This window comes from Candidatus Paraluminiphilus aquimaris (genome assembly GCF_026230195.1).
Classification (GTDB): Bacteria; Pseudomonadota; Gammaproteobacteria; order Pseudomonadales; family Halieaceae; genus Luminiphilus; species Luminiphilus aquimaris.
This window is the reverse complement of the sequence record NZ_CP036501.1, coordinates 1,739,548-1,765,257: the sequence shown is the minus strand read 5'-3', so window position 1 is coordinate 1,765,257 and position 25,710 is coordinate 1,739,548. Positions and strand designations below refer to the sequence as shown.

The following is a 25,710-nucleotide window of genomic DNA, read 5'->3' as shown; positions in this document are numbered from 1 at the left end:
AAATTTATTATTATCATCTAAAACATTCTTTTGGGTTATATCATATGGATACCAGCCAATTATCGCGCGTAGATTTGAATCTTCTGGTTGCCCTGCATGTGTTGCTCGAGGAGAAAAGTGTCTCTCGCGCCGCGGAACGCTTGCACGTAACACAACCGGCGATGTCAAAAACGTTGAACCGGCTCAGAGATACATTTGACGACCCGCTCTTTGCGCGGAGTAAACGCGGTATTCAACCAACACCTCGTGCAGAAGCACTCGCCAGTCAGCTTGTGAACGTGCTCAGTGATATAGAGTCACTTTTGGACGCAGGAGAATTCAGCCCTAATGCCTTTCGTGGGGAGATTGTCATTGCCATCTCCGAGTATGTGGGCTTTACGTTGTTGCCCTCGCTGACATCGCGACTTGAAACTCGCGCGCCAAAACTCAAATTAAGAACCATTACGCGCGCTGAACACCAGCTCGACTTGCTGGCTGACGGGTCGCTAGACTTCGCCATTCAACTCAGTCGCACGAACTACTCGCGTGAGTTTCGTCACCATGAGCTGGCGAGCTCGCCACTTGCGGTTTTTGTACGCAGGGACCACCCGCTCACGAAACAGCCTGTTCACGAAAACGATCTAAGCCTCTTCCCGCAAATTAATCTGTATATCGCCGACAGAAATGAAGTGGCTGAAGTGGATCAATCCGCTTCAGAAATACTAGGGGGTGCAAAAGGCAGCCTGGAAACCTCGCACCTCCTGACAGCCTTCGAAATTCTGCGAAGCACTAATTATACGCTGGTGTGCCCGGCCTATATGGCGCGCAACGACGGAGCAACCAGAGATCTCGTCACCCTGCCGATACCCGAGCATTTAGGTAGAACCATTGAGTACTCGTTAGTTGCGCATCAACGCACCGAGCGGTCTCCTATTCACCAGTGGTTCTGGAATGAGGTAATCGACGCAGTGAGAGCGCTTAGAGTTCGTACGGTTCACCGGGGTTAATCCTCTCCCCCTATTGACCCATACCTGTGCGATAATTCGCGCCGACTTTTCGGGAGCCCCGCATGGGTAAGAAAACCAGACCGCCAATCCCGCACTTAGATGGCAAAATCATAGAGACTCACTGCCACCTTGATTACCTAAGCAAGGAGGAGCTCGTTAGCACCCTAAGGCAATCACGCGCGGTTGGGGTTGAGAAGATCATTACGATTGCCGTCTCACGGGATAACCAATCAACGGTGCGTGAAATTGCCGACTCGGACCCCAACGTTTGGTGTACACAGGGCTTGCACCCACATGAAGCCGCGTCCTGGAGCCCCGATTTCAACGACGATCTTCGATCAAATGCGGACCACTCAAAAGTGGTCGCCGTCGGCGAGATTGGCCTAGATTATTATTACGAACACGCAGAGCCTGAGACGCAAATCGCAGCATTTGAAGGCCAACTTCATGTTGCCATCGAATGCGACAAACCTGTTGTCATCCATACTCGCGAGGCAGAAGACGACACAAAGGCTGTGCTCTCAGGCGTGTCGAGGTCATTATCGAAAAAGGGTGTGATCCACAGCTTTACCAGCAGCCCAGACTTGGCCGAATTTTGTTTAAGTGAGGGTTTCTACCTAGGCTTCAATGGCATTGTCACGTTTAAGAACGCGGATAATGTTAGGGAAGTCGTTCGACAAACACCTATCGAGCGCATTCTGCTTGAGACCGACGCGCCATACCTCACACCCGTACCGTATCGCGGCGTACCGAATGCGCCTTTTTACCTCCCTTTCATCGCTCAAACTGTGGCTGATTTAAAGCAAGTGAGCGTAGAAGAATTACTTTCGATCACCTACCAAAATAGCCTTGACTGCTTTTTTTAAGATTCTCTATGACGTTTGATATTGGACAACGGTGGATCAGCCACGCTGATCTTGAGCTCGGCTTGGGTATTTGTGTTGAGGTCGATTCACGACGTGTCACCCTACTCTACCCTTCAGCTGAGGAAGAGCGAACCTACGCGCTCGATCGCGCACCATTGACTCGCTATGAACTAAAAGCGGGGGATAAATTGACTCATATCGACGGCCGAGTGCTGGAGGTGACCGAGACCTGTCCGCTTGGAAATACACTGAGCTACGAGGCAGTGGAACCTGAGACCGGCGATACATTTTCCGTTCATGAGCAATTCATAGCACCTGAAGTATCGGTCAATACGCCCCAAGATCGCTTACTTAACAACCAACTAGACAAGATCGGTGACTTTCAGCTCCGCTACGAGACACTGATAGAGCGTGCTCGCTATCAGGCCAGCAACAGCTCAGGGCTTATCGGCGCAAGGACTTCGCTCTTGTCGCACCAACTCTTCGTTGCAAGCGAGGTGGGTGACCGATTGGCACCGAGAGTACTTCTCGCCGATGAGGTCGGCTTGGGCAAAACCATCGAAGCAGGACTTATTCTTTCCCAACAGCTAATGCGCGGTCGCGCTGCGCGCGTATTAATCGCGGTGCCAGATCCGCTGTTACACCAGTGGCTGGTGGAAATGTTACGTCGCTTTAACCTGCAGTTTTCTATTTACGATGACGCACGCTGTGAAGCCGAAGAATCGGACTTTGACTTTGCTAACGACCAACTCGTGCTCTCACCTTGGTCATTTATTGAACACAACGAAAGCGCCCGAGCAGGCTTGCTGGAGACAGACTGGGACTTTGTGATTGTGGATGAGGCGCACCATCTCAACCTGGGTTTAGACGCCCAAAATGATCTTGATACCGCCCTTACCCAACTATCTCAGAAAAGTCGCGGACTCCTTTTACTGACAGCGACACCAGGGCAGTCAGGGATCGATAGCCACTTCTCGCGGCTGCAACTTCTTGACCCCGATCGTTTCTCTGACCTCGCTAGGTTCATCGATGAGCAGCGGCAATTTGAAGACACCTTCGATTTGATCGAAAAGCTCCGTCGGGATGAAGATGTCGAGGGTCTTCCCGCTGACATTGACCCCTCACAACCCGCCGATCAGATAATCCAATCGCTCGTGGATCAATATGGAACAGGCCGCGTGCTGTTTCGCAACTCGCGAAAGTCTGTGTCGGGCTTCCCAACGCGAGTACTGCACCAATACGATTTACCTGAAGACGATACCTCATTGTCTGTCGCCGACAGTCACAGGACTAAGTGGCTTGCCGAGTTATTAAAGCAACTCAAGTCGCAGAAGGTACTTGTCATTTGCCGCGATAAAACGACTGCTATGGCATTGGAGCATTATCTGCACCTGCAAGCGGGCATTCGATGCGCCTCGTTCCATGAAGATCTTTCTTTACTTGAGCGAGACCGCGCCGCCGCCTACTTTGCAGATGAAGAGAGCGGCGCCCGAGCGCTAATCTGCTCTGAAATAGGAAGCGAGGGGCGCAACTTCCAATTCAGTCAGCATTTAGTCTGTTTTGACCTGCCGCATCATCCGGACTTACTCGAACAACGCATTGGGCGGTTAGACCGAATCGGACAACGAGGCGATGTTAATATTCATGTCCCGGTCACACCCAACACAACAGAATCTGTCCGTTTTGCTTGGTTTAACGAGGGCATCAATGGATTCGAGACAAGCTGCTCTATTGGCCATTTGATCTTTGACGAGCTCGGTGACGAACTTCGGGTCTGTGAAGAAAAGGGACGGCTGTCAGATGAGTTGTTAACAAGAACTCAAGCGCTCAGGGAACAGTTAAATCAGCAGATGGATCGCGGGCGTGACCGCCTTTTGGAACTCACCTCTCACAACCCCGCGCGTGCCAGCGAGCTCATCGCAGAAATACAGTCCAATGAGCGAACTGTCGAACTCCAACGGTTCACGGATAGCCTATTTGATCGCTTGGGAATTCATACCGAGGAAGGCTCAGAACGCTGTCTCATACTAAAACCCTCTGAGAATTTGGTGACCGGTGAGCTACCCTTTCTAGATGATGGTGGCATTACCTGCACCTTCGACCGAGACCTCGCTTTGGCAAGAGATGATCTGCATTTTTTGACCTGGGAGCATCCGGTGGTGAGAGAAACCATCGATGTCGTTTATCACTCCGAGCTGGGAAATGCGTCAGTCGCCATGATTAAAGCGAAAAGTATCAAGCCCGGAACGGTAATGGTCGAAACCCTGCACACCGCTGACTGCCCTGCGCCCAAACGCCTTGAAATTGGCCGCTACTTGGACCAGACGCCGCTCAGATCACTCATTACATTAGACGGTCGCGACCTCGGCACAGCCATTTCTTGTGAAAACCTAACAAGATTGATCAAACCAGTGAGCATTACGCAAAGCGCCGGCGTCATTAGAGAGCTTCGCCCTAAGCTTGTTTCGGCCCTTACAGAATTGGACGCGCGGGCGGTGTCACACGTCAGGACACTTCAGAAGGCGGCACAGCTCAGTGTTGATAACGCACTGAAAAGCGAAGCACAGCGTCTCGCAGCACTTGGTGCACGCAATGGGTCAGTGCGTGAAGACGAAGTGGAAGCAGTGAATCAACTGTTAACCGAGACAAAAGATGCCATGGCGCGCGCAGAGCCTCGTCTACAAGGCATTCGGGTGGTGGTTGCGACTTAAAAAGGCTTCGCCAAGCAGCCTGCGCAACCAAAACCACTGCCTTTAGCGCGCTGGCTGATACCAAATCGCAGACGAATAGGCTCGCTCTTGAATGACATCAGGACGCCTCGTGTCGACCTCCCCTCCAAGGGCAATCTTATCGAGCAAGCTATGGCGAGGTGTGGGTACCTCAAGAACTCGCACGTAGTAAAAAGCCTGTATCGCCGGATCAAACTCAGGATCTTGCCAAGCAGTCGATAAACTCGCCGCACCGGCTGCATTGCTCCAAGCACCCGTTTCAAGATTCACCGTATTGGGAACCGGCGAGAGCGAACCATCAGGGTTGAGTCTATCGTCAGAAGACCAGGCCACGTCAAAAACCTTCTCAAGCGCCTCACCCTGAGGGTTAATCCAGCCTTTCACAATTTGAATGCGATCGAGCGCACCTGACTTTGGATCAGCCATGGCGTGAACAATAAACGTGGGGGGGCGTGCATCGACCGCGTTGAGCTCTCCCCCCATAGGGACGAGGTTGACGCCATCGGCAGAGAGCTTGGTCGCTTGAAGAAGCGACTCATCAATACCAAAGCCCCCGTAAAAACGCAGACCAATTCGTGATCCCGTCGTTGCGTAGGTTTCTCGCCGTTTCATTGCAGCAAGAATACCTTCGCGCGTATTTTCCTCGGCCCACACTGCCGCGAGCCCCTGCGCCCCCATGGCCCAGCCAAACGAGCTATTGGCGTTGTCAGACCACTTGTACAGCTTCATCTCAGGCGTACTGTCCGTCGCAAACTTCCCATGGAAGTTGTTTTCCTCCGCGGCGGCAAGTCCCGTATGCGCATCCGTCGATCCGATCACCCCGAACTGGTAAGGGTTGATACCTATTTCTTGCTCTAGCTGCATACCTCGAAGTAAAGCCGAGCGAATGAAATCTCCTTTCTCCGGCTTATATTGCGTCCATCCTTTTTGAATGTAGAAGGGGTAATCCTCAAAGTCCGCGAAAGGGTCTTCGGGCGATAAACTTGGGTGTGTTTCGGAGTCGCCTTTGTACTGAGTGATTTCTACAATTGGCTCCCAACGCTTACGTATCTGTGCATAAGCGGGCCCTACCGGTTCATTACGCATGGTAATGGTGTCAAACATCGCGCCCTTAGAGATGTTGGAGTTATGAGGGATCGCAATAAAATTTCCGCCCGTTTCTTGACTCGTTTCATCCAACCACGCCCATAAATCCTCAGGATACATACTGTCGTCGGAGCCAAAGGGCTGAAAAACTTTGACCGATTCACCGTCGAGATCCGTCATCACGACCCGGTGTAAATTGGCGCCCCCCGGAATCAGGCTGTACTCCCAGCCAAGAATGGCTGAAAACTCACCCGGCCTATTGTTTGCCTCAGCCGCATCAGCGATATCGCTCCAGGCCTTATCTTCAATGACAGGCATTTTCGGAAAAACGGAGGTACCAATGTTTTTCTCCCACTCAGCGACAGCCTCCTGTGGTGTATCGTAGGGGTCCGGGAGTTGGCTGTAAAAAAACTCGCGACCGTTGCCTGTTTTGATCGCATCTCGGATTAAATATTGGGAGTACCAAAGTTTAATTTTCTGAACCCATCCCAATCCATTCGTGGGTAGACCCTCGTTGTATACATGTCGGACAGCTCCTAGGAACTCCGCATGATCGGACACCACAAGAAAGTCGAGGGGCGTTTCAAGTTGGACCCTTGCCTTGTGGCCTGGGTGCTCAACAGGCAACCCTCGTGCAAAACGATAAGCCTCATCAGGCCCCACAGAAAAGTTTCGATTGGTAAAGGCGTCGAAAGAGCGGTTCGTGTGGAGATGGGTATCACCCCAGTAAATTTGCTTTTCATTCGCTTGGACCGACGTCGTCAACATCGCAGCCAGTAGGATCAACAGTGGTTTTTTGTTCATAAGTTCCCCCCCCGGGGAAGGGCACTAAAATTAGTGCCCCTGCCAGACTGGCTTTTGCTTATTAAAGAACGAAATTACGGCATTTTTCGCATCATCGCTGTCGATGCAGATCGACTGTAATGCAGCTTCTTTGCTGATTGTCTCGTCAAGGTTGTGCGATTGCCCAAAGTTCACTGCACTTTTTGTGTGACTGAGCGCCAAGGGCGATCGCTGTGCGAGCTCCTGCGCGAAGGCAATACCATCTTGTCGTAAGGTCTCATCTGGGAACACGCGATTCACCATCCCCATAGACAATGCCTTGTCAGCACTCAATTTTTCACCCAGCGCCATCAATTCATACGCTCGTTTAGTACCGACTAACCGCGGTATCAACCAGGTCGCTCCGCCATCGGGCACAAGCCCGATCGCTGAAAAGGGCTGATATAAATAGGCACTCTCGCCCATGCATGCCAAATCACAGGCCATAGCATAGGAGTAGGCAATACCCGCGCAGGGGCCATTAATCACGGCAATCCAGGGTTTCGAACTGTTGTGAATGGCTAGGACGCCGGGCTTGTATTCAAAGTTTAGATCGCTTTCAACAGACTTGCCGTCTCCCATGCCATCGTCATCAGATAAATCCGCGCCCGCACTGAAGGCACGACCATTACCGGTCAAAACAACAGCGCGCACCGTTTTATCAAGATCGGCTTCGATGGCGGCTTTAGCAATCTCCCGTCGCAACACCGTGTTGAACGTATTCATCTTCTCGGGTCGGTTTAGGGCTATCGTCATCACCGCGCCATCTCGGGTGATTTCTAATGTTTGGTAATCGGACATTGTCGTACTCTCAAAATAAGGTCTAGGACGTCACACCAAAGTAACGCCCTCTGTCGCTTTGCGGCCTTGCAGCCGGCCGTTCAGTCTGCTGACGCAGGGTCAAGCACTTCACGTAATTCACGTTTAAGGAATTTACCGTTCGCATTTCTCGGAAGTGGTTCAGCCAAGAACCAAAGGTACTTAGGTACTTTAAAAGCAGCGAGGCGCGTTGATAGATGCTCGCGCAACCCTGCAGCATCCAGCATCGCGCCGTCTTTCAAGTGCACAGCAACACCCACTTCCTCACCCAAACGCTCGTCGGGAACGGCGAAGGCTACGCACTCCAATATCGCAGGGTGATCGAAGACAGCAAATTCAACTTCGGCACCGTATATATTTTCCCCGCCTCTCAGAATCATGTCTTTAGCGCGATCAACGAGATAGAGGAAGCCGTCTTCATCGAAGTAGCCGATATCGCCAGTATGGAGCCAACCATCCACGATCGTGTCTGCTGTCGCCTCGGGCCGATTCAAGTACCCCTTGATGACCGCAGCGCCTTTGACGCAAATCTCCCCAAGCTCACCAACAGGAAGCTCCTTTCCTGACTCGTCGACTACTTTTCCATCGAACGTCGGTGCTAAGTAGCCACAGCTTGAGGGGCGTTCAACGAAGACGTCTCCTGCGATGTACGTAATGATGCCGCACACTTCGGTCATACCGTAGCCTTGCGCAGGTCGCGCCTTCTTGGTCACTGCATCAACCTTTTTGACGAGGTCCGGCTGCACAGCGGCACCCCCTCCTCCCATACTGGCTAAACTCGACGTGTCATAGTCTTCGAAATCGGGGTGTGTCAGAAGCTCACGTGTCATCATGGGCACGGCACTGACGGTATTAACCTTCTCAGCTTCTATCAGCTTTAGCGCCTCAACGGTGTCCCACTTGTACATCAGCACAAACCGGTTGCCTGCCAGGGTCCCTGCTTGCACCGCACAGTTATTGGCGGTCACATGAAATAGCGGTGTCGCTATCAATCCAGTGCCTGACGGCGGTGACTGTACGGCAACCTCGTTATCTCCGCCCGACTTTGCGAGCGCTGACGCGGTCGCAAAGGCCCGCCCCATTGCAACAACATTCAAAACATTGGTAATGCAGCCCCTGTTGGTCAGTTGTGCACCTTTTGGCCGACCCGTGGTGCCCGAGGTATAAAAAATACACGCGACACTGTCGGGATCGATTTCAATATCCGGGAGTTGTGCGCCGTCGACCATCGCTGAATGGAAATCAACGGCGGCTACCGGCGAATTAGCTTCACGAACCGACACGACCTTAATGTCTGGGTACTTATCTTGAATTTGCGCGAAAGCCTCTAGCCGACGATCGTCCGCAATCAATACCTTGGGCTTCGAATCATTTAACGCGTAGTCCATTTCATCGGCTACCCACCACGCATTCATGCCAACAATCGCGGCGCCAATACTATTGACCGCCCAATGCGCCATCATCCACTCCGGATAGTTGCGCATTGCAATGGCCACGTGATCGCCGGGCCCTACGCCTTGCTCCATTAGCCAGCCACCAAATTCGGCAACAACCTTTGCCGTTTGTGTGTATGTCCACCGCTCTTCACCGTAAATCAAATATTCCGCATCGCCGTGGCCGGTCGACAATGCCCAGAGGTCCCTCATAGATCCCGGAGCTTGCGCGAAGGCTTTAACGGGCACCCCATCACGCTCAATAGTGGTGATCTCCAGTAATCCACCATCGGCCGTGGCCATTGAAAGTGCTTCTTTGAAATTAGCTACAACTGACATACCGTACTTTTCTCCATACAACGCTTGATTATCATTATTGAGCGACAGCTCGGTAGTGCGCGTGGCGGAGCCTCAATTGCGAGTCTTCATCGCGGGGTGTATAACGCGCTCAAGAACAATACTGAAACCAGCTCAAGTTAGCTAGGTTGGGGAGTGAAAAATGGCACAGGGTCTTGACTTAACACAGCTTGATACATGGATTAGGCGACATGTACCGGCCTTTGAGGGACCTTTGCAGGCTGAAAAGTTTGCGGGAGGACAGTCAAACCCTACGTTTAAGCTTACTGCGGGCGAAAATCAATATGTATTGAGGCGCAAGCCACAGGGCACGTTACTTGCCTCAGCGCATGCCGTAGATAGGGAATTCAAAGTCCTCGCCGCCCTCGCACCAACAAATGTACCCGTGCCAATACCCGTTGCGCTCTGCGAGGACGAAACCATTATTGGCTCCATGTTCTACATCATGGAATACCTAGAAGGCCGCATTTTCTGGGATCCTGCTCTGCCTGAGGTGAGCGATGAAGATCGGGCCCAAATCTACGACCAAATGAATCGTGTCATGGCCGACATGCACAGCGTAGACATCAACGAAGTCGGCCTCAGCGATTACGGTAAACCGGGAAACTACTTCGAGCGCCAAATCGGGCGATGGACAAAGCAGTATCGCGCCGCTGAGACTGAGACGATTCCTGAAATGGAAAAACTCATCGACTGGTTACCCAAAAATATGCCTGTAGACGATGGCCGCGTGTCGCTCGTACACGGCGATTACCGCCTGGATAATATGATTTTCCACCCGACAGAGCCTCGGATCATTGCCATTTTGGATTGGGAACTATCGACCTTGGGGCATCCGCTAGCGGATCTTGCGTACCAGCTCATGGCCTGGCAGTTCCCGCGTGAGGCTGGAATAAACGGACTCGCAGGCTTGTCGCGCGAAGCGCTCAACATCCCCTCAGATGAGCAATACATCAAGCTCTATTGCGAAAGAACCGGTCAACCGGGAATCCAGGACTGGAACTTCTACATGGCCTTTTGCTTCTTTCGACTCGCGTCCATTACCCAAGGCATCCGGAAGCGCGCTTTGATCGGAACCGCATCGAGCCCAGAGGCAGAAGCCAAAGCAGCAATGGTGGGACCACTTTCGTCGATGGGTGCAGCGTACACCGACTAAGCGTGCGTATCGCTTAGGCTCCTCGCCACCTGAGACGCAAACGTCGCCACATCGATGGGTTTGGTTATGTAGTGACTGCACCCCGCATTCAGGCACTTGTCCGCATCCTGGTCGGTCGCGAATGCCGTGAGCGCGATAATCGGTTTTGACCAACCCTCAGTTCTCAGTGCACTTGCTAGCGCATAGCCGTCCATGACCGGCATTTGAATATCCGTGATAACCACATCAAAGTGCTCTTTCGAATCGGAAAAGTGTTTCATGCCGCTCTCACCATTTTCGGCATGTATCACCAAGGCGCCATCTCGCTCCAAAATCAGTGTCACCAGCGTTGCGACGGTCTCGCTGTCTTCACACAATAGAATCCTTCGATCTTTAAGCACCGCTGTTGGTTTGACCGCAACACCCTTTGGCTCCTGAACGAGTTCCGTCTCTGCGGCAGAGCCTTCGCCTTCCTCAGCTGGAAGAACCGGAATGACCACGTCGAAGCAAGTTCCCTCACCCGGAACTGAAGTGACTGTTATTGATCCTCCCAGTGCATCCACATACAACTCAACAATGCTCAGGCCCAGCCCGGTGCCCTCAACATTCATGAAGCCCTCATGGTCATGAACCCGGGTAAATGGCTCGAAGATGACTCTCAAGTCATCGGGGCTCATACCAATCCCGGTATCGCTCACTTTAAGGTTAAGAGCGGCTCGCCCGTCCAGAGTGCTCAAGCCCATGAAAAACTCAACACGACCCGACACGGTGTACTTTACTGCGTTGGTGAGCAGGTTCATTGTGAGCTCTGTGAGCTTCGCTTTGTCACACTGAATCTGACCCGGGACATCTCGTGCCATCGAACTTCTGAAGCTCAACCCCTTTTGTAAAATCCGTGGGTTAAGCAACGATCCAAGGTCTGCCACCCAATCGGCAAGCACAATGACGTCATAAGATACGCTAACTTGACCGCTCTCGAGCACCGTCAGATCCAAGACATTTCCGACCATGTCAGCCATATACTCGGCGTTTGTCACAATCGCGCGTTGCCATTCAGCCATTTGCTCCTGGCTACTCGCCCCCTCCTCTGCAAGCTTTGAGTACCCAAGAATAGCGGTAAGTGGCGTTCGCATATCGTGAGAAATACTCGCTAAAAAGCGGGATTTTGCTTTCGACGCCGCCTCGGCCTCTCGCCGAGCATCAATGAGTTCTTCGGCTTGCTTTTCCAGTCGCTCAAGCGCGAGTGCTGTGTCAATTCGTGTCGACGCCAATGCGGCAATCGTTGTGAAGAGTTTGACGTCCTCGTCGGAAAAAAAATGGGGCTCTGGATGCTCTGAATCGAGGACGCCGATCACTTTCCCCTCCCGCAAGATGGGAACAGCGAGTTCTGAGCATCGAAACGAGTCGTCAAGAATGTAACGCTCGTCGTCTCGCGTGTCCTCAACTCTCTCGAGAACGCCGGTCTCAGCAACGGAGCCAACGATACCCTCCCCTACGGGAATGGCGATCGGATCCAGGATCTCTCGCTCACCGGGATTTTTATTGCCGTGAGCCGCGCGCTGAACCAGCTCTGAGTGCGCCTCGTTCATGAGATAAACAACGCAATCGACAAAGCCCAGTTCACCAATGGCTGTTTTGGCGATATTCCAGCAAATATCGTCCACTGAATTCATGGAGGCTTGGCGCATGGTGAATTCGTGCAGAACTTCAAGATAACGGTGACGCTCAATTACGGCGGCGTTGTCCTTTTCCATTCTCGTCACCGCACCTTGATAGCTGATCGCTCACGAACTCTAGTGTATGTTCACTCATCACAAGACTTCAATGTTTGCTAAATCGGCATCAATAATAATCAGAAAATTGAAAAGGGATTCAAGATGGAGATCATCGGCTACCTCGGTTTGATAGGGAGTGTTGCACTGCTGATATGGATGGCGTTACGTGGCGTGGACATTATGTTTGCGGCCATTCTCAGCGCGCTGGTTGTTATCATTACTAACGTAATGCCCCTCGCCGACTCGTTACTCACAGGGTTTGCTGCAGGCCCATTGGGGGCTTTTACCTTTGCGGGAAAGTTTTTCTTCTTATTTGCCGCCGGTGCGATTTTCGGCCGAGCGATGGGCGATAGCGGTGCAGCGGCCAGTATTGCCATGGCGCTTGTTCGAAAGCTCGGCGCCGACAAAGCCTTGATCATTACAACCCTTGCCTGTGCGGCACTGACCTACGGCGGTGTTGTTGTCTTCGTGGTTATTTTTGCGGTCTACCCGCTTGGTCTTCAGTTGCTTCGAGAGGCAGATATACCCAAGCGGCTCTTCTGTGCCGCACTCGCACTCGGCGCTGGAACATTCACGCTTACAGCGTTGCCCGGTACGCCTTCAATTCACAACGCGATATCGGCCTCCGCACTCGGCACTTCGCTGACTGCCGCGCCGGGGCTTAGCCTTCTCGCCGCCGCAGTCATGATTGGTCTGGGCATCTGGTATCTCGAGTACCAACGGGTACAGGCAAAAGCCGCCGGTGAAGGCTTCGTCCCTGGCCCGCGGGATGTTCTGCAAGAAGCGGCAGACGACAATCTACCCACATGGGGCGCGGCCGTCTTACCCCTGTTTGTCGTCATAGGCCTCATTATTTCTCCTCGGTTGGTCCCATCAAGTGGAGGTCAGCTGGGTGAACTCATGGCGTTCGCGGGAAGCCAACCCATTATGTGGCCAAGCATCTCACTCGGGATTGGTACTATTTTGTGCCTTGGCCTGTTCCGAAATATTAGAGAGACCGCCTTTACCACCTTAGGGAACGGGACTAACGATTCATTAATGCCAATGCTCAATAGCGCCGCCATCATCGGCTACGGCGGTGTTGTGGTTCAAACCGCAGGATTTCAGCAGTTCGGTGACATCGTCATGAATTCGGGTTTACCTCCGCTTCTTTCCCTGTTTGGCTCAATTAGTATCATTTCGGCGATAACCGGCTCAGCGTCAGGGGGCTTGCAAATTTTCATGCAGACCATGGCCCAAGATTACATCGCGATGGGCTTAGATCCCGAAGTGGTGCACCGCGTGGCAACGGTGGCGGCGGGCGGCTTCGATTCTCTCCCTCACTGCGGTGCGGTGATTACTATGCTTACCATCACGCAGCTAACCCACAAAGAAGCCTATCGTGATACCGCGGTGATCACGGTTGTTATTCCCGTCATCGCCACCTTAACCATTATGGTCGCCGCCACCCTTGGTGTCCGATGAGCCATTAAAAAGGCGGCTCTCGCCGCCTTAATCAGTCCGTTTCGCTGCCCAAGGATCACTTGTAAGCCTCCATCAGGTGCCGCTTGTAGAGCTTGCCGTTATCCATACGCGGCAGTTGCTCCATAAAATCGACACTTTTAGGGACTTTTACAGAGGACAGTCGCTCTTTCATCCACAAAATGAGATCGCCGGCTAACGCGTCGCCGGCCTCATCATGATCCAGAAGCTGCACGACCGCCTTCACCTCCTCGCCGTACTCCTCGTTCGGGATGCCGAATACGGCCGCATCGGCGATCTGCGGATGCGTTACCAACAAACCCTCGATCTCGGCGGGATAGACGTTGACGCCACCCGTAATGATCATGAAGTTCTTCCTATCAGTCAGATAGAGATACCCGTCCGCATCGAGGTAACCCATATCCCCTACCGTTCCCCAGCCTCGTGTATCAAAAGCCTCGTCGGTTTTGCCCGGCTCATCGAAATACTCAAAACGACCGATTTCATCAAAATAAATCTGTCCGACCTCTCCCGGGGGTAAAACCTTCATCTCGTCATCTAAAATTTTCGGCACGCCGGTCAAAGGCCGGCCCACCGATCCCGGATGGGCGAGCCAATCCTCCGAGTCAATCAGCGTAAAACCGACGCCCTCAGTCGATGAATAATATTCGCAGATAACAGGACCCCACCAGTTGATCATCTGTCGTTTAATATCGATGGGGCATGGCGCCGCGGCATGGATTGCACGTTGCATACTTGAGACGTCGTAGCGCTCGCGAATACCTTCGGGCAACTTAAGCATGCGGATAAACATTGATGGAACCCACTGGCTATGGGTTACTTCATAGCGCTCGATCAATGCTAGTGCTTGCTCGGGGTCAAAACGATCCATGATGACCGATGTGCCGCCACCCGTCATGTTCAACGTGTTGTAAAAGAGGGGTGCCGAATGGTAGAGCGGCGCGGGTGACAAATAAACGGTGACATCGCTGAAGCCGTAGTAGGCACCCACCAGTTTGAGCGGGTGTGGCGCATCGAGATCCGTATTCTGCGGCGCTCGAAAAATACCCTTGGGTTTGCCGGTCGTACCCGATGAATACAGCATCGGCACCCCGAGACTCTGATCGGAAATCTCATCGCTCGGCTGTGAGGCTACGGCGCTCTGCCAATCCTCGAAACCGGCGGTTTCACCACCGACAATGAACTTTCTTAAAAGCTCTGGCGCATGTTCTGCGGCCTCTGTCGCCACGTCCGCCAATGATGCCGACGCAATGAATAAACGCGCATTACAGTTATTGATAATGTAGGCGGTTTCTTCTTTTTTAAGGTGCGTACTAATGGGGGTAAACACCACGCCTGCCCTTGAACAGCCAAAAACAACCTCTATAAATTCTCGGCAATTCTTGAGCATCATGGCGATATGTTGACCCGTCTGAATCCCTGATGCCCGCAATAACTGAGCAATCTGGTTGGCCTTAGCATCGAGTTCGGCAAAGGTAACCACCTCACCGGAAGCCCCCATAATGAAAGCGGGCTTATCGGGGGTGGCGCGTGCTTGCTCAGTAATTGTCGGCATTGTGTTTTATCCTTTTTATGTAACGCTTCGCTGCACTACTATAAGGCGATTGCACAGCCCGAAAAAAGCCCTACTGAGTGAAGGATCCGAAAATGACAATCGCTTACCTTAACGGCGAGTATATTCCGCTGGAAGAAGCAAAAATTTCACCTATGGATCGCGGCTTTTTGTTCGGTGATGGCATCTATGAAGTCATCCCCTCCTATGGCGGTAAGACCATCGGTACAGCGCTCCACCTTATTCGGTTTGAAAAGGGTCTTTGCGAGATTGGCATCGATACTCCCTGGAGCCGGACTGACCTTAAAGCCATCTTTGACGAGCTTCTAGCGCGAAACGGCAATGGTAATTTGGGTATCTACCTGCAAGTTACCCGCGGCGTCACGATGAAGCGAAACCACGCGTTCCCAAAATCACCGACGCCGACAATATTTGCCTACACGTTTGATATTCCAGAGCCCGACAATGGAAACAGTGAAACCGTCACCCAATGGCAGGTAAGTTCAGGTAGAGACCTTAGGTGGCAGCGTTGCCACATTAAGAGCACGTCTCTGCTGGGCAATGTTTTGCACATGATGGAAGGAGTAGAGTCTGGCGCGGGTGAAATCCTTCTCTTTGACGCTGAGGATAATTTAACTGAGGCCGCCGCCTGTAACGTGTTCGTCGTCACAAAAGGTGTCGTTCGCACCCCTGCGCTCGACAACCACAAACTAGCGGGCGTAACCCGAGATATGGCACTGGCCATTCTGAGACGACACAGTTCGATTGAGGTGCGCGAAGAAACCATCTCACGCCGAGACGTTATGAGTGCGGATGAAGTGTGGTTGAGCAGCTCGACCAAAGAACTTGAACCCGTTGTATTAATTGACGGTCAAAGTGTCGGGACCGGGAAACCGGGGCCTGTATGGTCTGCGGCACAAGCGTTGTTTGCTCAGCACCGCTTTGACGACTTCGCCTGAGCATCGAAGAAGCGAGAGTCTGCTGAGATGCCCCGTCCGAGTCGTTTTATTATTGATCTTGCTCACCTTGAGCATAACCTCACGCAATTAAGTCGTCTCGCCGGGCCGCGAAAGACAATGGCTGTAGTCAAGGCAAATGCCTACGGTCACGGGGCGCTAGGGTGTGCAAAGGCGCTGGAGAACCAAATAAACGCCTTCGCTGTTGCCCTCACAGAAGAAGCTATCGCTTTGAGAGAAGCAGGCATTACCAAGCCGATCCTTGTGCTTCAAGGCCCTCACTCGAGTGATGATCTGACCGAGATCGCGCGTTATGGCTTGTGGCCTGCCCTATCAAATCGACAGCAGATACACTGGTTACAACATCAAACACCCAATCTTGAGCACGTGTGGCTAAAAGTCGATACAGGGATGCATCGGCTTGGCTTTGATCCCCAAGAAGTTGGCGAGATTAACGCCGTACTCACCGCTATGGGCATACAGCGCATTACGCTTATGAGTCACCTCGCAGACGCTGAGGACAGTGACTCCACGCTCAATCATCGTCAAAAACAACGCTGGCAGAATTTGCTGGAGCGAAATACGGGGGCGAGTGATGGCTATCCCAACGCCAGCTTTTCAAATTCCGCGGGCACCGTGGGCCAGCTGTCGTTTGAAGAGTCATGGGTACGCCTTGGCTATTCGCTCTACGGTGGCTCCCTAGTCGCCCCCCCTCCTACCTTAGATTTACGCCCGGTCATGACCTTTTCGTCCAGAATCATGGCAACGCGCTGGATCGAGGCCGGTGAAACAGTGGGATACGGCGGTAGATGGGTGGCAAAGCGACGAAGCCGCATCGCCACCATACCGGTCGGTTACGGCGATGGGTACCCTCGATCCGCGGCAGATGGAACCCCCATCGGAACGCCCTACGGTACGATTTTGCTCGCGGGCAAAGTATCGATGGATATGATTACGGCAGACGTTACAGATAAGCCTGACATTGAATTTGGTACCGAGGTCACTTTATGGGGGGATTCACCGAGAATCGATGAGGTCGCCACTCACTGTGACACAATAGGTTATGAATTGTGCACACGGATCACTGACCGCACACCCCGACTATTTAATCGCTAATGCGCGTTTTTATGTCCAGTGAGATTACGGATTCCTATATGCTTGTGCTGGTAGTAGTCGCGGACGTCTGATGTGAGCACCGACAGTAACCAACCCAGCGTTGACGCCCCTTCGGCAGAGCCCGTTTTTGCCGCCATTGATATTGGTAGCAACTCGTTTCATCTCATTGTTGCGCGTTTGGAGCACGGAGAAATTCGCCCACTTCACGTTCTCGCCGAGAAAGTGCAGTTGGGTAAGGGACTGAAGAACCATCAACTGACGGACGATGCTGTCCAGCGAGGGTTGGCCTGCATTGAACGCTTCCAACAACTCCTGGCGTCGGTTAAGCCCGATAAAATCCGCGCTGTCGGAACAAACGCGCTGCGGCAGGCCCATAACCGTCATGTGTTTACCGATCCCGCCGAGGCGATTCTTGGGGTGCCGGTCGACGTCATCTACGGGAGGGAAGAAGCGAGACTCATCTATTTGGGCGTTGCGCATACGCTCGCCGATGACGAGCGTAGCCGACTGGTTGTCGACATTGGTGGCGGTAGCACGGAATTCATTTTGGGTACGCAATTCGAGCCTAAGCGGCTTGAAAGTTTGCAGCTCGGGTGCGTCAGTTACTCCGAGCAGTTTTTCCCTGACGGCAAAATCGATAAGAAGCGGTTCAAGCGCGCGTATGAGCAAGCATGCATCGAAGTGTCTCACATCAGGCGCCACTTCAGGCGACGAAACTGGGCAGAAGCGGTGGGCTCCTCAGGCACACTTCAAGCTGTGGAATTACTCATCTCAGCTGCCGGGTGGCGCAACGACGGCATCGATCGAAAGTCACTAAAAAAATTAAGAAAAGCACTCTTACAGTTTGAGTCCGTTGAGGAGATTGATCTCGAAGGCCTCAATGAACGGCGCAGAGGCGTCATTACTGCGGGGGTTGCCATTACGCTTGCGATCTTTGATGTGCTGCAAGTCGACATCATGCGAACCTCCAGCGGAGCCCTTCGAGAGGGCGCTATTTATGACCTGATTGGCCGACGTAGCCATGAGGACGTCCGTGAGCGGACCGTACAGGCCATGATTCAACGATACGCCGCGGACACGGCAAATTCAGATATGGTGGGCACCTACGCGCGACACCTCTGCGCCCAGACGGCAGGCGCCTGGAATCTAGACGAGGACGATATCGATCTACTTTCTTGGTCTGCAAGGCTGCACGAAATTGGCATCGCCATTTCACAGAAACATTACAACCGTCACTCGGCCTATCTCATTGAAAACTCTGACATGCCAGGCTTCTCACAAGGTGACCAAATTTTTATCAGCCGGCTATTGCGCGGACATCGAGGAAAACTACCAAGCTACCTTCTGGATGACATTCCGCGAGGTAAGCAACAAAAACTGGCGAGAATGCTTGTTCTACTTCGATTGGCGGTCACCTTAAAACACGCTGATGCCCCACCCGCCCATCCTGAATTCTCTGCACAGGCAAAGGGGGATAAGTTGAAAGTCAGTTTCAGTGAGAATTGGAGGGAATCTCACCCGCTTACTATCTGGGAAGTCGCTGAATCGCTCTCGGTGTTTGAGAAGCTAGGCATCTCAGTTGAAATGCCTAAAGATGCGGAGTAACTCTAGGTAAGGCGCGAGGCAACGCCGCCGAAGCCGACACGTTGCCCCATGGCTGAGCAAGCCGTTTAGAGGTCGTAACCTCGCTCGTCGTGCAAAACAAGATCCAGACCTTCGGTTTCCTGTTCGTCATCCACGCGCAGGCCAACAAGCTGATCGACTACCTTGAGAAGCAGCCAACTTCCGATCAAGGCGAACACGAACGTCACGACGACACCGAAAATTTGAATATAAAGCTGTCCGCCCATCGAGCTGACACCATCAGAGAAACCGTTTCCACTGAAGATACCCAGCGATGGTGCGGCAAAGACACCAATCAAGATCGTACCCAAAATGCCGCCGACACCGTGCACGGGGAAAACATCGAGGCTGTCGTCGACCTTGAGTGTGTTTTTGAGTGTGATCGTCGCAAAGTAGCAAACCACACCTGCCGATAGACCAATGACAACCGCCGCTGCCGGCCCGACCGAGCCCGAAGCGGGTGTGATCGTACCTAACCCTGCAACCATACCGGTAACGATACCCAACACCGAGGGCTTGCCGTGGCGAATCCATTCCATGGTCATCCACGCAAGCGAGCCACAAGCCGCAGAGAGGTGCGTGACTAACATGGCCATAGCGGCGCTGTTGTCTGCCGCCAGCGCTGAACCTGCATTAAACCCAAACCAGCCTACCCAGAGCATACCCGCGCCGGTCACAGTCATGGTTAGGTTATGAGGGGGCATAGCCGTTTGACCAAATCCGCGGCGCGGTCCCATCATGACAGCGGCAACCAGAGCAGCAACCCCCGCCGTGATATGGACAACGGTTCCACCCGCGAAATCTTGCAGTCCCATATTACCGAGCCAGCCACCGCCCCAAACCCAGTGACAAACGGGGGCATAAACCAAAAGCATCCAAGCCGCACTGAAAAGGAGCATCGCTGAGAACTTCATTCGCTCAGCGAAACCACCAACGATCAAGGCGGGTGTAATGACCGCAAAGGTCATTTGGAACATAACGAACAAGGTTTCTGGAATGCCGTTGCGCACTGAATCCAAAGAGACATTAGCCAGGAACAAGTTCCCCATATCACCAATATAGGCGCCCGGCTCTACGCCATCGGTGCCGAAAGCAATCGAGTAGCCCGCCACGAACCAGAGCAGCGACATCAGCCCCGTTATGGCGAAACACTGCATCAAGACAGAGAGTACGTTCTTTGCACGCACAAGGCCGGCATAGAAAAGGGACAAGCCAGGGATGGTCATGAACAGCACAAGTGCTGTCGCGGTGAGCATCCACGCTGTGTGCCCAGTGTCTGCAGCTAAGCTAGGCTGCGCGAACATAAGCAAAGGCGTCGCGATTATCGCTTGGGTGTTTTTTCGAAACTTTCTCACCAGAGGGACCTCCAATCAAACCAGCGCCGGATAATGGCATATCAGACGTTTCCTTGCGACCACCTTGTCTCAAGCCTCGCCCGCCTTGTCAGGGTTTTTATCCGAACGTGATGGGTTTATGCTCTTGCGCTTCACACCACTGCCTGCGGATTTCTAACGCATGAAATTATTCAACGCTCCCGCCCTGCTCGCGGCTTTTGCTTGTCTCGCAATGGGGCCGCTCGCAAACGCCAACCCTAAATCCGTCATTCTCATTATTGGCGATGGCTTTGATGATCAGCACGTCACCATGGGCCGAAACTATCTATCGGGCCAAAGCGGCACCTTGATCTTAGACACAATGCCCTTCAGGGGCGCCGTTCAAGTCGAAACGGTCGATGCAGCGGGAAGCGCTATTTATGTTGCAGACTCCGCGAACACCGCCACGACACTTGCCACGGGTGCGGTTACGATAATTGGTCGTGTCGGTAAAGACAGAGACGACGAACGGGTCCAAACGGTACTAGAAGCCGCCGCGGCCGTCGGCTACAAGACGGGTATCGTCAGCACTGCCTCTGTTACCGACGCAACACCTGCCGCGTTTGCAGCGCACGTAGGGGTGAGGGCCTGTGAGAACCCCGTCTCCATCAGAGGCGGAAAAAAATATGGTGTTACCTTTGAGGGATGCCCACGCGACCTAGTCGAAAACGGCGGCGCAGGGTCAATAGCGGAGCAACTCGCAAATGCCAATGTCGATCTGATCTTAGGGGGTGGCATGGAGCACTTTGCGGCTCGCTTCGAAAACAACCCCAGCGCCCTCGATATGACCACTGAAGCTGGCGCGACCGTGTTGACCCGCAAAGACCAGCTCGACGATCGCTATGTGGGGCGCGTGGTCGGGCTCTTCGCCGAAGATACGATGCCCGTAAAATGGCAGGGGTCGAACGGCCGCTCTGCCGAGGATATCGAACGCAGCTGGCTCAACCTCGCACACGAAATGATCGGCTCCATTACCCAACCAGACACGATTGCCTGTGTAGACAACCCGTCATTTGAGGCGATACCACCTCTTGAGACCATGACCCGTTTCGCTATTGATCACCTGAGCCGCGATAACGAAAAAGGGTTTTTTCTGACCATTGAGTCCGCATCGATCGATAAGCAAAGTCATGTCCGTGACCCCTGTGGGTCTATTGGTGAAATAGAGCAACTCGAGCGGGCTCTCTCGGTCGTCAACGACTATGCGGCGCGCAACCCTGACACGCTGGTTATTGTGACCGCAGATCACGCTCAAGCGGCACAAATCGTCCCCGATCCAACCCTGTATACGGGGCTTCCTATACCGGTCTTTAGTCCCGGCAAAGTCGCCCGAGTAGAGACGCCAGAGGGCTCTCTAATGCGTATCAATTACGCAACCAACAACATCCGCTCTGAAGAGCACACGGGCGCGAATGTACCTCTCTTTGCCAACGAGCAAGGCAATGCGGTACTCACGCCCTTTATGCGGCAGCGCGAAATCTATCAAGCAATGATGCAATACTTGGAGTTGTAACCATGACCTTACGAACTATCGACTCAAAAGAAGTCTCAAAAATTTGTCTCGGGACCATGACGTGGGGTCAACAAAATACCGAGGCTGAGGCGCACGAGCAGATCTCCTACGCTCTCGATCGGGGCATCAATATGCTGGATGCGGCCGAGATGTATCCGGTGCCACCACGCGCTGAGACGCAGGGGCGCACAGAGGAATACATTGGCACCTGGTTTAAAAAAACAGGCCTGCGCGACAAGTATGTGCTGGCCACCAAAGCGGCAGGCCCTAACCCAGAGTTCCATTATTTGAGAGGCGGACCTCGCTTCACTCAAGAGCAACTTGTCGAGGCGGTTAACGGCTCGCTACGGCGACTGCAAACAGACTGCATTGATCTCTATCAGCTCCATTGGCCCGACCGGTACACCAACTTCTTTGGCCAGCGGGGCTATTTCCATCGCGACCAACCTGAGACACCCATCGAAGAGACGCTGCGCGCGCTCCAAGAGCTCGTGTCTGCTGGCAAGATCCGCTCAATTGGCCTGTCCAATGAAACCCCTTGGGGCACCATGAAGTTTTTGGAGCTTGCTGACCGCGAGGGCCTGCCGCGGGTTGAGTGCGTTCAAAATCCTTACGGACTTCTAAACAGAACCTATGAAATTGCTATGGCCGAGGTGTCTCACCGAGAGGATGTAGGACTTCTCGCCTATTCACCCCTCGGTATGGGTTTGCTCACAGGCAAATATCGACATGGTGCCAAGCCCGAGGGCTCGCGAATGGCTGTGTTTGAGCGCTTCACACGATACGACGGCTCAGAAACGCTCGAAGCAACCGAACAATATCTTCAGCTTGCTGACCAGCATGGCTTGAACCCAACGCATATGGCACTTGCCTTTGTGAATACGCGCCCCTTTGTACTGACCAATATTATCGGTGCCACCAGCATGGAACAGCTGAAAATGAACATAGACAGTCTCGATGTGACGCTAGACAAAGAGGTCTTAAAGGGCATTGAGGCAATACAACAACGCATTCCAAACCCCGCACCCTAAATGCCGTAAGTCTGGCACCATCAGCAACACGGGCTGAGCCCTCTCAAAAGGGGCTGCTCGTGAAACATCTTGCGGATTTGCCAAGGTGTGGCGTAGCTCGGGTCGCGTGGCGTCACAACTGTCACAACATTCACAACAGTCACAACAGTCACAACAGTCCCCACTTGGTATAAACGCCTGCTCTGTGGCGAGGCTTACTTTTACAGACGTGCCCGGACTGACAGGCCTTCATAACTACATATTTATCCAGCTATTTCTCGCACGGACCCTAAATTGAGTCTCACGCCATCGCAGCACCACACTGTCGGGCAGGATATCGATTACGGTAAACGCACCCACGCGTTGACGCTCTCTAAGTGATTTTCCGTTTAGGATCACGAAAGAGTCGCCCGACGGGTCATAGTTATGTTCGCTGTAAATCAGCGATGGAATATCGTCCTTAACCTGTTGAGACAGGGTTTCTAGCAACGGCTCAGTACTCTCTACTAAAGGCGTCACACCGAACTCATTTTGTGCAGCGGCTAGGATATCTGCAAAATCAATGGGTGGAGATTCGCTCTCCTCAGACGGTGATGCCCCCTCACCAGGCTTCTGCTCCGCTATCGATGCGCTTTTGCCCCCACCCTCTGAAGGCGTGACATCGCTCGCCTCTTCCTGCATTGCACGATAAATCGACTCAAGCTCTTCAGTTTTAGGCGCAGATTTGCGCGGCACTGTTGCACTAACCCGTGCCCCGGATGCATCAAGCAAATTCGGACGTGGTGGCTCAGAGGCAACTGGGGCGGTGTCCAGCGTGCGCCCACTGACCGGCTGCCCCCTGCTCTCACCTTCTGTCTCGGGCGTTGAATTCGTGCTTTGCAAAGAACGACCCACTTGAGCAGTCGCGGCAGATTCCCGCGCTTTACTCGGGCGCTCATCGCCGGAAGGACGGGCCGCGTCGACCGGCTTTTGAGGAGCACCCGGCCGTTGAGATAACAACTCAGCTGGCGCCTTACTAGGCGCCCGGGCGTCCGTTGTGGGATGAGTGGGCGTCAAGTTAGTCGCTGTGCCGCTCCCAGCCCGAGACTCGCCTTCAAACGGGGAAAGCACCCCAACTGAGATACCAATAAGCGCCACTAAAACGGCAATCAAAACGAGCAGCTGCCATCGAGAGAACCGCGGCTCAGGCTCTGGCATGAAATGTACGGTATCAACGGTTGGGACATCTGAGCCATTCGTCTCACCCTCCTTTGAACGCCTCATCGCATCAAGAATCATCGACATCAGCGCAGATCTCGCAGGTCTGGAGTGTTCGCACTCGCCGCTTCAACGGGCCACATTGCGCTTCTATTAACCGCTCGTTGTGACGTTAAGCCAATACCCAAGCGATCATTCAGTCTCAGTATTGTTTGTTCGCCAACAACACCGTCGGAAACAAGACCCTCAGCCTCCTGAAACAGTCGAACGCGAGCTTCTAGAGCCGGACCGTAAGCCTTAACCTCTGACACGCTCATGCCATCAAGCGTTGCAAACATCTGAGCAAGCACGTTCACAATGGGCGATTTATCACCGAGTCCCACGCTGCCCTTCCAACCTTTGGGCGGCTGCCATAGATATTGCACACCCCCAGACCATCGTTTAGCAAGCTCCGCCAACGAGACCTCTAAAAGCCCCTCGCGCGTCCAGGTGAGTGCTGAAGCGTCAGCAAAAGACAATACAAAGGCCGCAGCGGCAAATTTATCTTCAGTCACCATTTCCAATAGAACGGGTCGGTTTAGTTTTATCAACTCATTCCAAACCTGAACAGTTTCACGGGTGCATTGTAAACCGGTGATTTGAGGGGGTGGACAGACTGATGTCGGGACGGGCGAATCCATCGCCGCTTGCCAAAGAACATTACTCGCCTCTTGTAAACTGAGTTGCCACCGCGGTGTCGAGACCGCTGGCGAGACTGTTGCAGCACCGTCGCTTTCGACGACAGCACGATTTGTTGTGTCACCGACCGCGGGTGTTGGCTGTAGGGGTTGTAATGATGAGGTTGAAGGGACTAACTCAGCAGGCTCAGTTGGTGCTGAACTTGAGGATAGCTTGGGCTCGCCCTCTACCGGTGGCTCGTCATTCAAAGATACGCTGTCCGCGTTGTCTAAAGGCCCGCTCGCTTGGCTGATCCACACTCCAATGACCAGGCCCGCAATCGCAATGACCGTCACCAGCAAAATCCATAGAGGAAGGGCCGGGGAAGATGAAGGCTGGGTGGCTGGCCCACCAAACACCTCCGATGCAGCCTGGGCGATTAGCTTTTTATTCACACCTCCACGCTGCTGACCGTAAGCACCCAGCAACGCACGATCGCAAAGCACGTTGATTAATCTTGGAATCCCCCGCGTCAGGGCATGGATCTGCTTGATCGCTGCAGTCTCAAAAAGGCTTACACCACCTCGCAATCCCGCTACCTCCAGCCGGTGTTTGATGTACGCGGTTGTCTCCTGCAGGTTCAGTGGCTGAAGGTTATAGCGCGCCGTAATCCGCTGATTCAGTTGGCGTAGCTCGGGACGAGACAATTTCTCTGTTAGTTCAGGCTGGCCAATGAGAATAATTTGTAGCAATTTTTCATCATTGGTTTCGAGGTTTGTAAGTAACCGAATCTGCTCGAGCACATTAAAATCAAGGTGTTGCGCCTCATCAATCATAAGAACGGTCTTTCGGCCGCGCTCATAGTTATCAAGCAGGTACCGGTGCAAAGCGTCCGTCAACTCTTTGAGGCTTTGCGTACCACGAGGGTAGTCAATCTTTAGCTCATCACAGGCAGTGGCCAACAACTCCACGGCGCTCAATGCGGGGTTTAAAATGATGGCCAGGTCAGTGGTATCGGGCAACTGCTCGAGCAAGCAACGATTGACCGTTGTCTTCCCAGTCCCCACCTCCCCGGTTAGCAAAATGAATCCACCGCCACCGCTCACGCCGTAGAGAAGATGCGCAAGCGCATCCCTGTGTCGCTGACTCATAAACAAATAGCGAGGGTTCACCGCGATAGAAAACGGGGCCTCGTTGAGTCCAAAGTGCTGGTGATACATAAG

Annotated in this window: 18 protein-coding genes; 10 read left to right on the top strand and 8 right to left on the bottom strand. The window is 53.2% G+C overall.

What is annotated here, in order from left to right; all coding sequences use genetic code 11:
* Window positions 1–44: 44 nt before the first annotated feature.
* The 3 genes from E0F26_RS08005 (at window position 45) to E0F26_RS07995 (ending at window position 4,563) form a co-directional block, all read left to right on the top strand.
* On the top strand, window positions 45–986 hold the full coding sequence (locus E0F26_RS08005) for a LysR family transcriptional regulator (RefSeq protein WP_279241145.1): 942 nt from the start codon (window positions 45–47) through the stop codon (window positions 984–986).
* Window positions 987–1,048: 62 nt separating this feature from the next.
* The gene (locus E0F26_RS08000; RefSeq protein WP_279241144.1) at window positions 1,049–1,852 is read left to right on the top strand and encodes a TatD family hydrolase; all 804 of its coding nucleotides are present in this window, start codon (window positions 1,049–1,051) and stop codon (window positions 1,850–1,852) included.
* Between the two features lie 8 nt (window positions 1,853–1,860).
* Window positions 1,861–4,563 carry a helicase-related protein gene (locus E0F26_RS07995; protein ID WP_279241143.1) on the top strand — a complete coding sequence of 901 codons (2,703 nt, stop codon included), beginning with the start codon at window positions 1,861–1,863 and terminating at the stop codon, window positions 4,561–4,563.
* Window positions 4,564–4,605: 42 nt separating this feature from the next.
* On the opposite strand, the gene E0F26_RS07990 is transcribed toward E0F26_RS07995, so the two are convergent.
* From E0F26_RS07990 to E0F26_RS07980, 3 genes are all read right to left on the bottom strand, one after another.
* On the bottom strand, window positions 4,606–6,471 hold the full coding sequence (locus E0F26_RS07990; protein ID WP_279241142.1) for a DUF3604 domain-containing protein: 1,866 nt from the start codon (window positions 6,469–6,471) through the stop codon (window positions 4,606–4,608).
* A 30-nt stretch (window positions 6,472–6,501) separates the two neighbouring features.
* The gene (locus tag E0F26_RS07985; RefSeq protein WP_279241141.1) at window positions 6,502–7,290 is read right to left on the bottom strand and encodes an enoyl-CoA hydratase/isomerase family protein; all 789 of its coding nucleotides are present in this window, start codon (window positions 7,288–7,290) and stop codon (window positions 6,502–6,504) included.
* Window positions 7,291–7,370: 80 nt separating this feature from the next.
* Entirely contained in the window at window positions 7,371–9,080 is a 1,710-nt protein-coding gene (locus E0F26_RS07980) for a class I adenylate-forming enzyme family protein (protein WP_279241140.1), read from the bottom strand.
* A gap of 160 nt (window positions 9,081–9,240) precedes the next feature.
* Between E0F26_RS07980 and E0F26_RS07975 the strand changes: the two genes are divergently transcribed.
* Entirely contained in the window at window positions 9,241–10,254 is a 1,014-nt protein-coding gene (locus tag E0F26_RS07975; RefSeq protein ID WP_279241139.1) for a phosphotransferase family protein, read from the top strand.
* On the opposite strand, the gene E0F26_RS07970 is transcribed toward E0F26_RS07975, so the two are convergent.
* On the bottom strand, window positions 10,251–11,987 hold the full coding sequence (locus E0F26_RS07970) for a response regulator (RefSeq protein ID WP_279241138.1): 1,737 nt from the start codon (window positions 11,985–11,987) through the stop codon (window positions 10,251–10,253). The genes E0F26_RS07975 and E0F26_RS07970 overlap by 4 nt on opposite strands.
* Before the next feature lie 123 nt (window positions 11,988–12,110).
* On the opposite strand from E0F26_RS07970, the gene E0F26_RS07965 reads away from it, so the two are divergent.
* Window positions 12,111–13,472 (top strand): GntP family permease, encoded by a 1,362-nt coding sequence (locus E0F26_RS07965; RefSeq protein WP_279241137.1) that lies wholly within the window; start codon window positions 12,111–12,113, stop codon window positions 13,470–13,472.
* Between the two features lie 55 nt (window positions 13,473–13,527).
* On the opposite strand, the gene E0F26_RS07960 is transcribed toward E0F26_RS07965, so the two are convergent.
* The gene (locus tag E0F26_RS07960) at window positions 13,528–15,045 is read right to left on the bottom strand and encodes an acyl-CoA synthetase (protein WP_279241136.1); all 1,518 of its coding nucleotides are present in this window, start codon (window positions 15,043–15,045) and stop codon (window positions 13,528–13,530) included.
* A 92-nt stretch (window positions 15,046–15,137) separates the two neighbouring features.
* Between E0F26_RS07960 and E0F26_RS07955 the strand changes: the two genes are divergently transcribed.
* From E0F26_RS07955 to E0F26_RS07945, 3 genes are all read left to right on the top strand, one after another.
* On the top strand, window positions 15,138–16,001 hold the full coding sequence (locus E0F26_RS07955; RefSeq protein WP_279241135.1) for an aminotransferase class IV: 864 nt from the start codon (window positions 15,138–15,140) through the stop codon (window positions 15,999–16,001).
* 27 nt (window positions 16,002–16,028) lie between these two features.
* On the top strand, window positions 16,029–17,114 hold the full coding sequence (gene alr / locus E0F26_RS07950) for an alanine racemase (RefSeq protein WP_279241134.1): 1,086 nt from the start codon (window positions 16,029–16,031) through the stop codon (window positions 17,112–17,114).
* A 72-nt stretch (window positions 17,115–17,186) separates the two neighbouring features.
* Window positions 17,187–18,719 (top strand): Ppx/GppA phosphatase family protein, encoded by a 1,533-nt coding sequence (locus E0F26_RS07945; protein WP_279241133.1) that lies wholly within the window; start codon window positions 17,187–17,189, stop codon window positions 18,717–18,719.
* A 65-nt stretch (window positions 18,720–18,784) separates the two neighbouring features.
* Here the strand turns inward: E0F26_RS07945 and E0F26_RS07940 are convergent, their stop codons facing one another.
* Complete coding sequence (locus tag E0F26_RS07940; protein WP_279243210.1) at window positions 18,785–20,041, bottom strand: ammonium transporter; 1,257 nt, start codon at window positions 20,039–20,041, stop codon at window positions 18,785–18,787.
* A 211-nt stretch (window positions 20,042–20,252) separates the two neighbouring features.
* Between E0F26_RS07940 and E0F26_RS07935 the strand changes: the two genes are divergently transcribed.
* Entirely contained in the window at window positions 20,253–21,623 is a 1,371-nt protein-coding gene (locus tag E0F26_RS07935; protein WP_279241132.1) for an alkaline phosphatase, read from the top strand.
* Window positions 21,624–21,625: 2 nt separating this feature from the next.
* Window positions 21,626–22,654 carry an NADP(H)-dependent aldo-keto reductase gene (locus E0F26_RS07930; RefSeq protein ID WP_279241131.1) on the top strand — a complete coding sequence of 343 codons (1,029 nt, stop codon included), beginning with the start codon at window positions 21,626–21,628 and terminating at the stop codon, window positions 22,652–22,654.
* A 234-nt stretch (window positions 22,655–22,888) separates the two neighbouring features.
* Here E0F26_RS07930 and E0F26_RS07925 read toward each other — a convergent pair whose 3' ends face one another.
* Together E0F26_RS07925 and E0F26_RS07920 are read right to left on the bottom strand one after the other, a co-directional pair.
* Window positions 22,889–23,917, bottom strand: a complete 1,029-nt coding sequence (locus E0F26_RS07925) for a general secretion pathway protein GspB (protein WP_279241130.1) — start codon at window positions 23,915–23,917, stop codon at window positions 22,889–22,891.
* Window positions 23,917–25,707 carry an ExeA family protein gene (locus E0F26_RS07920; RefSeq protein WP_279241129.1) on the bottom strand — a complete coding sequence of 597 codons (1,791 nt, stop codon included), beginning with the start codon at window positions 25,705–25,707 and terminating at the stop codon, window positions 23,917–23,919. Before E0F26_RS07920 ends, E0F26_RS07925 begins: the two co-directional genes overlap by 1 nt.
* Between the last annotated feature and the right edge of the window lie 3 nt (window positions 25,708–25,710).